Annotated in this window: 16 protein-coding genes; 7 read left to right on the top strand and 9 right to left on the bottom strand. The window is 65.6% G+C overall.

Features of this window, described 5'->3' with window-relative positions:
• Positions 1–2: 2 nt before the first annotated feature.
• The 4 genes from ACYVB7_RS05345 (at position 3) to ACYVB7_RS05360 (ending at position 4,583) form a co-directional block, all read left to right on the top strand.
• Positions 3–719, top strand: a complete 717-nt coding sequence (locus ACYVB7_RS05345; RefSeq protein WP_460505576.1) for a Crp/Fnr family transcriptional regulator — start codon at positions 3–5, stop codon at positions 717–719.
• Positions 720–821: 102 nt separating this feature from the next.
• Positions 822–1,310 carry a tripartite tricarboxylate transporter TctB family protein gene (locus tag ACYVB7_RS05350; RefSeq protein ID WP_460505577.1) on the top strand — a complete coding sequence of 163 codons (489 nt, stop codon included), beginning with the start codon at positions 822–824 and terminating at the stop codon, positions 1,308–1,310.
• 10 nt (positions 1,311–1,320) lie between these two features.
• Positions 1,321–2,832 (top strand): tripartite tricarboxylate transporter permease, encoded by a 1,512-nt coding sequence (locus tag ACYVB7_RS05355; RefSeq protein WP_460505578.1) that lies wholly within the window; start codon positions 1,321–1,323, stop codon positions 2,830–2,832.
• A gap of 71 nt (positions 2,833–2,903) precedes the next feature.
• On the top strand, positions 2,904–4,583 hold the full coding sequence (locus ACYVB7_RS05360; protein WP_460505580.1) for a gamma-glutamyltransferase family protein: 1,680 nt from the start codon (positions 2,904–2,906) through the stop codon (positions 4,581–4,583).
• A 3-nt stretch (positions 4,584–4,586) separates the two neighbouring features.
• Here the strand turns inward: ACYVB7_RS05360 and ACYVB7_RS05365 are convergent, their stop codons facing one another.
• From ACYVB7_RS05365 to ACYVB7_RS05400, 8 genes are read right to left on the bottom strand one after another with little or no spacing between them, the layout of a single operon-like run.
• On the bottom strand, positions 4,587–4,967 hold the full coding sequence (locus tag ACYVB7_RS05365) for a roadblock/LC7 domain-containing protein (RefSeq protein ID WP_460505581.1): 381 nt from the start codon (positions 4,965–4,967) through the stop codon (positions 4,587–4,589).
• On the bottom strand, positions 4,964–5,509 hold the full coding sequence (locus ACYVB7_RS05370) for a hypothetical protein (protein ID WP_460505582.1): 546 nt from the start codon (positions 5,507–5,509) through the stop codon (positions 4,964–4,966). The genes ACYVB7_RS05365 and ACYVB7_RS05370 overlap by 4 nt, the downstream gene beginning before the upstream one ends.
• A 46-nt stretch (positions 5,510–5,555) precedes the next feature.
• Entirely contained in the window at positions 5,556–6,422 is an 867-nt protein-coding gene (locus tag ACYVB7_RS05375) for a 2Fe-2S iron-sulfur cluster-binding protein (RefSeq protein WP_460505583.1), read from the bottom strand.
• 5 nt (positions 6,423–6,427) lie between these two features.
• The gene (locus ACYVB7_RS05380) at positions 6,428–6,823 is read right to left on the bottom strand and encodes a roadblock/LC7 domain-containing protein (protein WP_460505584.1); all 396 of its coding nucleotides are present in this window, start codon (positions 6,821–6,823) and stop codon (positions 6,428–6,430) included.
• 47 nt (positions 6,824–6,870) lie between these two features.
• Positions 6,871–7,278 carry a hypothetical protein gene (locus ACYVB7_RS05385; RefSeq protein ID WP_460505585.1) on the bottom strand — a complete coding sequence of 136 codons (408 nt, stop codon included), beginning with the start codon at positions 7,276–7,278 and terminating at the stop codon, positions 6,871–6,873.
• Positions 7,265–8,641: a phosphatase domain-containing putative toxin gene (locus ACYVB7_RS05390; protein WP_460505586.1), complete on the bottom strand. Its 1,377-nt coding sequence runs from the start codon at positions 8,639–8,641 to the stop codon at positions 7,265–7,267. Before ACYVB7_RS05390 ends, ACYVB7_RS05385 begins: the two co-directional genes overlap by 14 nt.
• Positions 8,642–8,654: 13 nt before the next feature.
• Positions 8,655–9,218, bottom strand: a complete 564-nt coding sequence (locus tag ACYVB7_RS05395) for a GTP-binding protein (RefSeq protein WP_460505587.1) — start codon at positions 9,216–9,218, stop codon at positions 8,655–8,657.
• Between the two features lie 3 nt (positions 9,219–9,221).
• Positions 9,222–9,521: a hypothetical protein gene (locus ACYVB7_RS05400; RefSeq protein WP_460505588.1), complete on the bottom strand. Its 300-nt coding sequence runs from the start codon at positions 9,519–9,521 to the stop codon at positions 9,222–9,224.
• Positions 9,522–9,788: 267 nt separating this feature from the next.
• Here ACYVB7_RS05400 and ACYVB7_RS05405 point away from each other — a divergent pair, with 267 nt between their 5' ends.
• Genes ACYVB7_RS05405 through ACYVB7_RS05415 form a run of 3 tightly spaced genes read left to right on the top strand, consistent with a single transcriptional unit; the run spans position 9,789 to position 12,085 of the window.
• Positions 9,789–10,697, top strand: coding sequence for a DMT family transporter (locus ACYVB7_RS05405; protein ID WP_460505590.1), 909 nt, complete (start codon positions 9,789–9,791; stop codon positions 10,695–10,697).
• Positions 10,698–10,728: 31 nt separating this feature from the next.
• A complete protein-coding gene (locus ACYVB7_RS05410; protein ID WP_460505591.1) occupies positions 10,729–11,235 on the top strand; it encodes a glutathione peroxidase in 507 nt (168 codons plus the stop codon).
• Between the two features lie 13 nt (positions 11,236–11,248).
• The gene (locus tag ACYVB7_RS05415) at positions 11,249–12,085 is read left to right on the top strand and encodes a Rossmann-fold NAD(P)-binding domain-containing protein (protein ID WP_460505592.1); all 837 of its coding nucleotides are present in this window, start codon (positions 11,249–11,251) and stop codon (positions 12,083–12,085) included.
• A 12-nt stretch (positions 12,086–12,097) separates the two neighbouring features.
• On the opposite strand, the gene ACYVB7_RS05420 is transcribed toward ACYVB7_RS05415, so the two are convergent.
• Positions 12,098–13,015 (bottom strand): DMT family transporter, encoded by a 918-nt coding sequence (locus tag ACYVB7_RS05420; protein WP_460505593.1) that lies wholly within the window; start codon positions 13,013–13,015, stop codon positions 12,098–12,100.
• Positions 13,016–13,032: the final 17 nt, after the last annotated feature.

Below are 13,032 nucleotides of genomic sequence, written 5' to 3' on the forward strand. Positions count from 1 at the left end.
GCATGATCCCCATCAAAACCGAGTCCGCCTGGCGTGGCACCGCCGATTGCCGCACCTGTGGCATCCGGGACATGGTGCTGTTTGCCGACCTGCAAGCGGACGATTTCAACCTCATCCACTCCCCCATCGACGACCTGGAGTTCAACCCCGGCGACAGCCTGTTCCACATGGGTGAGGCGGCCTCCAGCCTCATGACCTTGCGAACGGGCATGGTCAAGCTGGTGCGCAACATGCAGGATGGGCGACAGCGCATCGTGCGGGTGCTCAGCCCTGGCGATGTGATCGGTCTGGAGGCCTTGTTTGTGTCCGCCTACGAGACCGAGGCCGTGGCCTTGCAGAACGTGAAGGTGTGTCGCCTGCCGGTGGACGTGATCCATCGCCTCAACCGCGAAACGCCGCGGCTGCACCAGCGCCTGATGGAGAAATGGCACCAAAGCCTGCGCGAGGCCGACGACTGGCTGGCCGAGCTGAACTTCGGCAATGCCCGCCAGCGCCTGGCGGGTCTGGTGCTGAAGATGAACGAACGGCACGCCACCTCGGAGGACAGTGACTTGGTCACCCTGTTTTCGCGTGAGGACATGGGCTCCATGCTCAACCTGACACTGGAAACCGTGAGCCGTGCCCTGAGCGCGTTCATCCGGGAAGGTGCGTTGGAGCCGGTGGACAGGCAGGGGCGCAGCTACCGGATTCGGGATCGATCGCTGCTGTCGAAGTCTTGAATCCAGGGTAAACCCTGGTGTTGGTGTATGTGTTTACCACAGGCCCGCTGAAGGCCAAGCGCTCCCACAATCGGTCGGTCTGTATTTTCTGAGGAGACCGATGTGACGATCAAAAGCCAGCGCGATTTCGGCGCAGGGCTCATGTTCACGGTGGTGGGCGGTGGTTTTGCCTATGGCGCCACCACGTACCAGGTGGGTGATGCCGCACGCATGGGGCCCGGTTACTTTCCGTTGATGCTGGGGGTCATCCTGGCGTTGATGGGTTTGGCCGTGCTGGCCAAGTCGTTTGTGCACGGCTCGCCCGATGGCGACAAGATCGGGGCCATTGCCTGGCGTCCCCTGAGTTTTGTGCTGCTGGCCAACGTGGTGTTTGGCGTGCTGCTCGTTGGCCTGCCCAGCATCGGTTTGCCTGGCATGGGTCTGGTGGTGGCCATTTTTGGATTGACCTTCATTGCCAGCCTGGCAGGGGATGACTTCCGCCTGAAGGAAGTGCTCATCCTGTCGGCCATCCTGTCGGCAGGCAGTTATGTGGCTTTTGTCTGGGCGCTGAAGTTGCAGTTCCCGGTGTGGCCCACCTTCATCACCGGCTGAGGAGCTGCACATGGATCTCATCAACAACTTGTCGCTCGGGTTCAGCGTGGCCTTCACGGCCCAGAACCTGATGTACGCCTTTGTGGGTTGCCTGCTGGGCACGCTGATCGGGGTGCTGCCCGGCATCGGCCCCGTGGCCACCATCGCCATGCTGCTGCCCGCCACCTACGCACTGCCCCCGGTGGCTGCGCTCATCATGCTGGCCGGCATCTATTACGGGGCCCAGTACGGGGGCTCCACCACCGCCATTTTGGTCAACCTGCCCGGTGAATCGTCGTCGGTGGTGACGGTGATCGACGGTTACCAGATGGCCCGCAAGGGCCGTGCGGGCCCGGCGCTGGCCGCGGCAGGACTGGGGTCGTTCTTTGCCGGTTGCGTGGGCACGCTGATTCTGGCGGCCTTTGCTGCGCCGCTGACCGAAGTGGCCTTCAAGTTCGGCCCTGCCGAGTACTTCTCGCTCATGGTTCTGGGCCTCATCGGTGCGGTGGTGCTGGCCTCGGGCTCGTTGCTCAAGGCGCTGGCCATGATCGTGCTGGGGCTGCTGCTGGGCATGGTGGGCACCGACGTCAACTCCGGCGTGCCACGTTACAGCTTTGACATTGCCGAGCTGACCGACGGCATCGGTTTTGTGGTGATTGCCATGGGCGTGTTCGGCTACGGCGAAATCATCAGCAACCTGTCGCACGGGGAAGAGAAACGCGAAGTGTTCACCGACAAGGTGCAGGGCCTGTTCCCCACCAAGGAAGACTTCAAGAACATGGTGCCTGCCGTGTTGCGCGGCACGGCGCTGGGCTCGGCGCTGGGCATCCTGCCCGGTGGTGGGGCGCTGCTGTCGGCCTTTGCGGCCTACTCCATCGAGAAGAAGACCAAGGTCAAACCGGGCGAAGTGCCTTTTGGCCAAGGCAACATCCGCGGCGTGGCGGCCCCTGAGGCGGCCAACAACGCGGGTTCGCAGACCTCGTTCATCCCGCTGCTGACGCTGGGCATTCCGCCCAACGCCGTGATGGCGCTGATGGTGGGTGCCATGACCATCCACAACATCCAGCCCGGCCCGCAGGTCATGACCAGCAACCCCGAGCTGTTCTGGGGCCTGATCGCCTCGATGTGGATCGGCAACCTGATGCTGGTGATCCTGAACCTGCCGCTCATCGGCCTGTGGATCAAGCTGCTGTCGGTGCCCTACCGCTGGCTGTTCCCGGCCATCGTGCTGTTCTGCGCCATCGGCGTGTATTCCACCAACAACAACACCTGGGACATCTGGATGGTGGCTGCCTTTGGCGCGGTGGGTTACACCTTCATCAAGCTGGGGCTGGAGCCCGCGCCCCTGCTGCTGGGCTTCATCCTGGGCCCCATGATGGAAGAGAACCTGCGCCGCGCCTTGTTGCTGTCGCGTGGTGACTGGAGCGTGTTCGTCACCCGTCCGCTGTCGGCCTCGTTGCTGGTGGCCGCCCTGGCCCTGCTGGTGGTGGTGACCCTGCCTGCGGTCAAGAGCAAACGCGAGGAGGCGTTTGTGGAGGATTGATCCCCTCCCAACGCCCCTTTGTATGGCCAGCGGCACCCCTCGGGGTGCCGTTTTGTTTTATGGTGCCTGCCATGTCCTCCGTTGTTCAAACCCCCAACCCCTACACCAGCGTGCGCCTGCCGGTGTTTGCGCGCAACGCCGTGTCCACCTCGCACCCGCTGGCGGCGCAGGCGGGGCTGCACATGCTGCGCAGTGGCGGCAATGCCGTGGATGCCGCGGTGGCCGCCGCCGCCGTCATGACCGTGGTGGAGCCGGTCAGCAACGGTCTGGGCAGCGATGCGTTTGCCCTGGTGTGGGCGGGAGGCGAGCTGCACGGCCTCAACGCCTCAGGCCGCGCACCCCAGGCCTGGACGCCCGGGTACTTTGCCCGCCGCTGGGGCGCCGACGCCCGCACCCCGCCCAAACGCGGCATCGACAGCGTGACCGTGCCCGGTGCCGTCAGCGGCTGGATGGCGTTGTCGCAGCGGTTTGGCCGCCTGCCGTTTGCCGATTTGATGCAACCCGCCATCGAAGTGGCCGAGCGCGGGTACGCCGTGCCCTTTGTGGTGCAGGGAAAATGGGCCGCGGTGGTGGACGAGCTGCAAGGCCAGCCCGGCTTTGCCCAGACCTTCCTGCCCCGGGGGCGCGCGCCCCAGGTGGGCGAGCGCTTCTGCTTCCCTGCCGCAGCCCGGGCGTTCCAGGCCTTGGCCGCCACCGGGGGCGAGGCGTTCTACCGGGGCGAGATCGCCCAGGCCCTGGCCCGTTTTGCCGCCCGGCATGGCGGTGCCCTGACCGAGGCCGACCTGGCCGCCCACCAGCCCGAGTGGGTCCAACCCATTGCCCAGGGCTACCGGGGGCACACGCTGCACGAGATTCCCCCCAACGGCCAGGGCATTGCCGCCCTCATCACCCTGGGGCTGTTGCAGCACTGGGACGTGGCCAGCCTGCCGGTGGACAGCGTGGCTGCCCAGCATGTGCAAATTGAGGCCATGAAGCTCGCCTTTGCCGACGTCTACCGCTTTGTGGCCGACCCGGCCGCCATGCACGTCAGCGTGGCGCAGATGCTGGACCCGCACTACCTGGCCCAGCGTGCCCGCCTGATCGACCCCCGCAAGGCCCAGGCCTTCGAGGCAGGCAGCCCCGCCGACACCCACCGCCGTGGCGGCACCATCTACCTGACCGCCGCCGACGAGCAGGGCATGATGGTCAGCTTCATCCAGAGCAACTACATGGGCTTTGGCTCGGGCTGTGTGGAGCCCACGTTCGGCATCAGCCTGCAAAACCGGGGGCATGGTTTTGCCTTGCCCGCCGGTCTGATGGGGCCCGACGGGCAGGTCACGGGCAACCCAGCCAACCTGGTGGCCCCGGGCAAACGGCCATTCCACACCATCATCCCGGCGTTCCTGACCCGGCCCACGGCCACCGGCGGGCTGGAGCCGGTGATGAGCTTTGGTGTCATGGGGGCCAACATGCAGCCACAGGGCCATGTGCAGACGCTGGTGCGCCTGCTGGACCATGGCCAGGGTTTGCAGGCGGCCTGTGACGCGCCGCGCTGGCGCTTCAACAGCGGCCTGTCCCTCAACGTGGAAGCGGGCATGAACCCCGACACCGTGGCCGGTTTGCAGGCCCTGGGCCACCGGGTGGAGGTGATCCACGACAGCTACCAGGACTTTGGGGCGGGGCAGTTCATCTGGCGTCTGGGCGATCCGGGCACCGAGGGCTACATGGTCGCCAGCGATCCGCGTCGCGATGGCTTGGCGGCGGGTTGGTAGGCGTCAATCCCCGTGGGTGGCCGGGTCGGTGTGCAGCTGGTCCATGGCGTCCTGAATGGCGGGGAGCGCCGAGAGCACGGCCATTCGCAGGGCCCCGGCGTGGGCGTGGCTGGCTGACACCGCCAGCACAGAGTGGTTGGACGGGGTGCGGGTTTGGTACCACACGTGGGTGTCCGTCCACAGCATGGCTTCCATGGGGCGCTCGTGGCCCAGGATGGCCATGGTGGTCTGGGTTTCAATGGTGAGCTGGGCAGCGCAAGCGGCTGCTTCGTCACCCTGGAGTTGTCCGTGAGCGGCGAGCAGCAGCCCTTCTGCGGAGGCGATCACGACACCTTCCACCCCGGGGCAGAGGGTGATCGGGCGGAGTGCGTCTTCGATGTTCATGCGGAGCGCGGCGTCAGGACCCACAAGCTGCGGGCAATGTCGGTCCAACCCGGGTCGGTGGTGGGGAGTGCAGCCGGGCTGACCAGTTGAAAGGGGCGCACGCCCATGAACAGGGGCATGCGGTGCAACAAGGGGGCGTCCGAGGCAGCCAGCGCTTGGGCTGGTTCGGCGGCGGCGTGGCAGGCGTGGATGCAGAGCCCATCCGGGTCGGCCAGCACCAGCGGGGTGCGGCCCAGCCGGATAGACATGGCATGAAGTTGCTCTTGCAGGGTGTGCCAGCCTGGTGTGGCTTGGGTTTGGGCTTGGGTGTCCACCTGCACGCAGTGTTCGCGGTTCAGCGCGAACAAGGCTTGGGCCAGGTTCGGGGACGGCATGTTCAGGGTGCGGGACCAGGTGGGCAAGTCCAGGGCCACCGGGGAGGGGGCGAACAGGATGTGGGTGAACAGCCGGTGCAAGGTGGTGCCGTCCGGGTCGGCAGGCGGCTTTCGCCCCAACCATCGGACAACCCCACAGGGCAAGGCGTGCAGGTAACGTGGTGCCACAGGGGGGCGCCAGGGTGGCCTGGGCGTGGGTGATGCCCGGGTGGGGTCAGGTTGCGGCATGGATGAACGGTGTGCAATCGCGGCAACCCACCAGCCCCAGCCGTTTGTGGAACTGAACGAGGGTGTTCGCAGGAATTTCCTGCCCGCAATGGTCACAAACGGTGCCCACGTCCAAGACCACCGAGTCCAGGCCCTCGGTGTCCACGCTCAGGTGACCGATGCGTTTGGGGCGGGGCTGGGCCTTGACGATGTGGTTGCGAAACCGTTCTTCAATTTGCGCCCAGGCGTGCATCTGTTCGGGGCTCCAGCCGCAGGCCTGCTGGGTCTGGCGCATCAGGCGCTGGCGTCGATCAAACACCTCTTCGGAGATGACCATCCAGTGGTGGGCGTTGTCGGGTTGCTCGCCCAGGTACACGGGTTCGCCGGTGATGCACTGGCGCATGAAGGCGTATTGCTTGTCGATAACCCGATCCAGCGTGACCCGTCCGAAAAAGGGGCTGAGCACCGGGTCGGCATACACCTGGGCATAAAACCGTTCCAGCAGGGTGCGCACGGCTTGACCATGGCCCAGCGCGGCCCACAGCGCGGGGTTGGGTTGCAGGGCGTCTGCGGGCTGTGGCAGCCCGGGTTCCGGGGTTGGGTTGGCGGGGGGCTTGTCGACGGGGGCCAGCGCAAGGTCGTGCCGTGGTCTGCATTGGCAAGCGAGCACGAGCCCTTGTGCCAGCAGTGGTGGGGGCAGGAAAGTGGCCATCGCGGGCGGTACCTCGCCGTCGGTGCAGCGCAGCATGCAGCGACGGCACACGCCGCTTTTGCACGAGAAAGGGATGTTCAGGCCGTGGCGGGTCAGTGCGGCCAGCACGGTTTCCCCGTCGTGGCATGGCACGCAGTGCCTCTGGTAGGTCAGGGTGGGCATGGTGCTCAGCCCGGATGGGGCAACTGTGCCTGCACCTCAGCGGCCACCTTGCGCGTTTCCAAGATGAGCCGTCCCAGGTTGATGGACGGTGCGGCAGCCACCGCCAGCACGGCGGTATCGCCCGCATGGGTGAGCAGCATGGGGCCGCTGCTGCCATCCAGGATGAGCTGGCGCAGGCGGCCCCGGTTCACCTCCCGGCCCGCCCGGTCGGCCAAGGCCAGCAACGAGGCACACATGGCCCCCAGCCGGTCTGGGTCGGCTGAAGAGGTCAGTTGGGATGCGATGGTGATGCCGTCCACCGTCACCACCGCAGAGGCCTCAATGTCGGGCAGCGTCACTTGGAGGTTGCGCAGCACCCCCCGCAACCGGCTGACCAACTGTTCTTTGTCTGTGTTGTGCATGGTTCACGCAGCCCACGGATCTGCCGTGCGTGTGGGGGCGCCCAGGTTCAGAGGGCGGCTTCCACGTCGGGCATGGCCAAACGGGCTTTGGTGAGCACCATGCCCAGGTTGGCGCCTTTGCGGCACACAAAACACACCACCTGCTGTTGGCGCTTGCCGCGCAGGAACACGTGGATCAGGTTGTCGCTGTTGACGATGATTTCCTGAAAGTAGTGGTGGTCGTGGCTTTCGGGCAGGCCGCGGGCTTTTTTGAACACCTGCTCAATGGCGACCACGTTGGGGCCTTGGAACAGGTCGGAGGTGGCCGCGGCCAGCAAGTCAAACACTTGGCTGGGGTGGGAGTCCACGGTCTTGATGCTCAGGACCATGCCAGAGGCCAGGTCCACCATGCCAGCAGCCAGGCATTCGGGGATGCTGGTCATGGCGCGCTGCAGGTTGTCGTCAAGTTTGCTCATGGGAATTTTCCTTTTCGTGTGGGGAGGGGGCAGACCATGGCCCATGGTCACTGGGGGAGGCCGTCAACAACGGCTTGCTGGGGGCAGACGACAGGCGCTGGGCGAATGTGTGCAGAAACTCCACTTGCGCCATCGTTTGAATCATGTTTTGGTTGAGTCGCCGGATCACTTCCACGCTTTCCACGGCGCTGCGTGTGCCATTGCCCCGCCACAGCCAGAAGGCGCCCAACAGCGTGCCGGTTCGGCCCAACCCGGCACGGCAATGCAGGGCAATGACTTCGCCCGCTTGGATCCATTGCTCCAACTGGGTGCACAGCAGGGCCGCCTGCGTGGCGGTGGGGGCTTGCCCATCGGCGATGGGGCTCTGGAAAACCTCTATGCCAAAGCCTTTGGCCAAGGCGGCGTTGAAGGGTTCGGGCGTGAGGTTGATCAAGCGGGTGATGCCCACGTCATGGAGGGCCTTCAGGTCGTGGGTGACATCACTCACGATGCCTGGCCAGGGCGTACCGGCCAGTTCACCGGGGATCAGCCAGACGAAGCCGTTGGGGCCACGGCCCGCGCTGGGGGGCAACGCAGAGCTTGTCCAGCGTCCTGCACCGGCGGCTGATGGGCGGGCTGTGGCGGTTTCCGGACAGGAGCCGGTTCGAAGGAATTGCTGTCCTGCTTCGCTGCTTGGCGCGCTGAAGAAGCGGGCGGCGTCGCTCGCTTCCTGAACGCTGCCACAGGCCAGCAGCACCACTTGGTGGGCCAGTTCACGGGCCTGTGCCAAATGGTGCATCACCACCAGCACGGCCCGTTGCTCGGCAACGCGGGACATCAGCTGGATCACGCGGTTCGCGTCCGCCTCTGGCAATCCGGCCGTGGGTTCGTCCAGCATCAGCAACGCGGGCTGACGCAGCGTTTCACGCAGGATGGCCACGATGCGTTGCTGGTGCAGGCTCAAGCTGACCACGGGCACGGCGTAGAGCGAGCTCACCCAGCCTTCGCCCCAGGCGTTGACGTGTGCGGTGATGCGCTCCATCTGCTGCGCCCGCGTCCATTGGGCTCGGTCGGGCAGCCCCACCTGCAGGTTGTCCAGCACGTTGGCCACCATCAGCTGGGCTTTTTGCATCACCATGGACGGGCGGTGTGCAGGCGACAGGGCTTGTCCTTGGTACAGCACGTTGCCCCAACGTCGCAGCGCGGGGTGGTTGTCGTTGTAGCCCGCCAGCGTACGCAGCAATGCGGATTTGCCGGTGCCCGCTGGCCCCAGGAGCACGGTGCAGCCCGTGGCGGGCACCTGGAAGCTGACCGACCGCAGCACGGTGCGCTCATGGAACGCCAAGCCCACACCGTTGAGCGAGAGCACAGGCTGCGGTGGCACGGCGGGGACGGTTTCACCGTTGACCAAAACGCTGCTCCATTTCCAGCATGGCCGCCACGCTGATCACCAGCGCACGAACGTCGGTGGCATTGCGGGCGTCTACCGGGAAAACGGGAACCACACCGCAAGCGTAGTGCGGTGACAGCTGGTAGATGCGACGGTGGTACGTCTCCAAATCCCGGGTGGGCTGGATGTCCACATGGGTGACGCCGATGATCAAGGGCAGGCGACGGTTTTCGACTCGCCAGCCGATTTGCCGAATGAAATGATCCAGGTCGGCCAAACGGCTGTCCCGACTGTGGTCAATCAGCACCACCACCGCCTGCGCCTGTTTCAGCAGGATGTCCCACATGAAGTCGAAGCGGTCTTGTCCGGGGGCTCCCAGCAAGCGAACCCGGTCACCTTGGTCCAGCTCCAACATGCCGACGTCCATGGTCACCGTGGTCTGGGGTTTGATCAGGCTTGCCCAGTCCGACGCTTGCACGTCGGTGCCGACGGTCTCGATGTCCGACAGGGTGCGTATGGCTTGTGTCTTGCCTGCACCCACAGGCCCCATGAACAAGATAGACCACTCCATGCGTTACCCCGAATGCGCGGACAGTCGCCGCCACAGACGTTGCACCAGGGTGGAAGGGGGGGGCAGGGTGTCTCGCGCGAGGTTCGGCGAGACAAGTTCGTCAGGACGTTGTGGAGAGACCGATGTTTTGGTGCTGACGTGTGCCGCGCTGGTCAGGTGACCCAATTCGTGCAGCATGCCGACGATGCCACTCACGTGGTCCCGAGGCAGGCCCAACAGCAGGTGCACCAGTGGAACGCCCGTGGGGCGCACTGCCAACAGAGCACAAACCCGGGCAATGTCTGGCGTCAGTTCCGACGGCATGGTGGACAGTGTGGGCCATGATCTCAGGCGAACCACACTGTGCTGAAGGCCGATTTGTGCCACACCATGGGTCGATGCATGAACCCATGCATGGGTCTGATGCGGCGAAATCGTGGATTGAGCATGGTGGGCCATCGTTGATCCAGATCATTGACAAGAATAATGAACGGCCAGTGTAAATCAGATTAACGCAAGATGAATTAGGTGACTTCCTCAAAAACTGTTGCGTGATGAGGTGTCACCCCACAAGAAGAGAGAGAGGTTGTTTTGAAAGACCCCACAGCGACGGCTCACACGGCCGTGGGCCTCGCGCTGGCCGCCGCAGGCTCCATCGCCTTCAGCGGCAAGGCCATCATCGTCAAGCTGGCCTACCGCCACGGGGTGGATGCGGTCACGCTCATCATGTACCGCATGCTGTTTGCGCTGCCGCTGTTTGCGGCCATGGCCTGGTGGGCCAGCCGGGGCAAGGCCCCGCTGTCGCGCAAGGACTGGGCGGGCGTGCTGGGGCTGGGGTTTTCGGGCTACTACCTGGCCAGCTTTCTGGACTTCTGGGGTTTGCAGTACATCAGTGCCAGCCTGGAGCGGCTGATCCTGTACCTCAACCCCACCTTGGTGCTGGTGCTGGGGTGGTGGCTGTACGGGCGTCGCATCGGGCACGTGCAGGCGGTGGCCATGGCGGTGAGTTATGGCGGCGTGCTGCTGGTGTTCGGGCACGAGGTCCGTTTTGACGGGCCCCACACCTTGCTGGGCGGCGCACTGGTGTTTGCCAGTGCGGTCAGTTACGCCATCTACCTGGTCTACAGCGGCGAAATGGTCAAGCGCCTGGGCTCGTTGCGCCTGGTGGGACTGGCCACCACCGTGGCCTGTGTGCTGTGCATGGCGCAGTTTGTGCTGCTGCGCCCGCTGTCGGCGGCGGTGGTGGCCCCTGAGGTGGTGTGGCTGTCGGTGCTCAATGCCGTGGCCTGCACGGCGGCCCCGGTGCTGATGGTGATGATGGCCATTGAGCGCATCGGCTCTGGCCTGGCCGCCCAGACCGGCATGATTGGCCCCATGTCCACCATTGCCATGGGGGTGTGGCTGCTGGGTGAACCCTTCAATGCGTGGATCATTGCGGGCACGGTGCTGGTGGTGGCCGGTGTGCTGGTGGTCACCCGGGCGTCGTCCAAGGCGCGTTGATCGTGCCATTCCCCTTTCAGGAGACTGTTTCATGAGCTCAAATACGGCCACCCCGGCCAGCGTGTACGACTTTTCCGCCATCGACATCACCGGTCAGCCGGTGTCCTTGGACCGTTACCGCGGTCAGGTGATGCTGATCGTCAACACCGCCAGCGCCTGCGGCTTCACGCCCCAGTTCGAGGGGCTGGAGGCGCTGCACCGCAGCCATGGCCCGCAGGGGCTGGCGGTGCTGGGTTTTCCCTGCAACCAGTTTGGCGGGCAGGACCCCAAGGGCGATGCCGAGATTGCCCAGTTCTGCCAGCTCAACTACGGCGTGAGTTTTCCCATGATGGCCAAGGTCAACGTCAATGGCGGCGACGCCCACCCCCTGTGGCGCTGGCTCAAGCAGCAGGCCCCCGGGCTGCTGGGCAGTGAGGGCATCAAGTGGAACTTCACCAAATTTCTGGTGGGCCGCAACGGGCAGGTGATTCGCCGCTATGCGCCCCAGGACACCCCGGCCAAGTTGGTGGCCGACATCGAAGCGGCCTTGGCAGCCTGAAAGGACAGACGACATGGATTTGGGTTTGACGGGCAAATGGGCGCTGGTCTGCGGGGCCAGCAAAGGCCTGGGGCTGGGCTGTGCCCAGGCCCTGGCGGCCGAGGGAGTGAACCTGGTGATGGTGGCCCGGGGCGCAGAGGCTCTGGAACAGGCTGCTATTGAAATAAGAGCTGCTTGCGCTTTCAATGAAAGCGCTAGAGGCCAAAAACATTCTGAAAATCAGCGCATCCTGACGGTGGCCGCCGACATCACCACCCCCGCCGGGCGCGAGGCCGCACTGGCGGTGGCGGGCGGGCCGGGCGCGGCGTTTGACATTGTGGTCACCAACGCGGGCGGGCCGCCGCCGGGCGACTTTCGCCAATGGGACCGCACCACCTGGTTGGCCGCGGTGGAGGCCAACATGCTCACGCCCATCGAGCTCATCAAGGCCACCATCGACGGCATGGCCCAGCGCGGGTTCGGGCGCATCGTCAACATCACCAGCAGCGCGGTGAAGGCACCCATCGACATCCTGGGCCTGTCCAACGGCGCACGCAGCGGCCTCACCGGCTTTGTGGCCGGGCTGGCGCGCAACCCGCAGATCGCGGCCCAGGGCGTGACCGTCAACAACCTGCTGCCCGGCAAGTTCGACACCGACCGGCTCAAGGCCACCATCGACGGCGCAGCGGCCAAGTCGGGCCAGACCACCGACCAGGTGCGCGCCGCCCAGGTGGCGCAGATCCCCGCCCGCCGCTACGGCACGGCGCAGGAGTTCGGCCAGGTGTGCGCGTTTTTGTGCAGCCAGCAGGCGGGCTACCTCACGGGGCAGAACATCCTGCTGGACGGTGGGGCCTACCCGGGCACGTACTGAGTCGGCGCCCCGTCAACGCCGACCGGAGGACACCACGATCCCGCCCACGATCAGCGCAAACGCCACGCCGTGGTACAGGTGGGGCCATTCGCCCAGCACCGCCGCCGACAGCACGGCGGCAAACAGGGGGGTGAGGTTGACGAAGAAGCCCGCCACCTGCGGCCCTGCGGCGGCCACGCCGTTGCCCCAGCAGTAGTACGCCAGGATGGAGGGGCCCAGCGCCACGTACACCAGCGCCAGGGCCAAGGGCCAGCCCCATTGGATGTGCAGGCCGGGCATCAGCGTCCATTCCAGGCCCGTGAACAGGCTGGACCACAACACCCCGGGCAGCACCTGCGCCATCAGCCAGGCCGACCAGTTGCCGCGCAGCGCGGCGGGGTCAGGCTGCTGGGCCGGGGGGCGAATCAGCAGCCAGCTGTACCAGCTCCAGGTGGCGGTGGCCAGCAGCATCAGCACGTCCCCGGGCACCAGCCTCAGGGCGCCCAGTTGGGAGAGTTCACCGCGGGTCAGCACCACCAGCACCCCGGCGGTGGACAGCAGCACGCCCCACCATTGCCTGCGGTGGATGGCTGCGCCAAAAAACAGCCTGCCCAGCCCCAGCATGAAGATGGGCGAGCTGGAGGCCACCAGGGTCACGTTGAGGGGCGTGGAGGTTTTCAGCGCCACGTATTGCAGGGCGTTGTAACAACCCATGCCCAGAAAACCCAGCAAGGCCATGCGCCGCCACCGCGTCCACAGCGGGCTGTCGCGGCGCAGCACCCACGACGCCAGGGGCCACAGCAGCACCAGCACGGTGAGCCAGCGCATCAGGTTGAAGGTGATGGGCGGCAGCTGGTCGCTCATCAGCCGACCGACCACCGCATTGCCGGCCCACAGCAAGGGGGCCGTGGACAGCAGCAGGGCACTGCGGGGGGTCAGTCCTGGAAACATGGTGGGGGCAAGGGGAG

The sequence above is a fragment of the Hydrogenophaga soli genome (assembly GCF_054777695.1).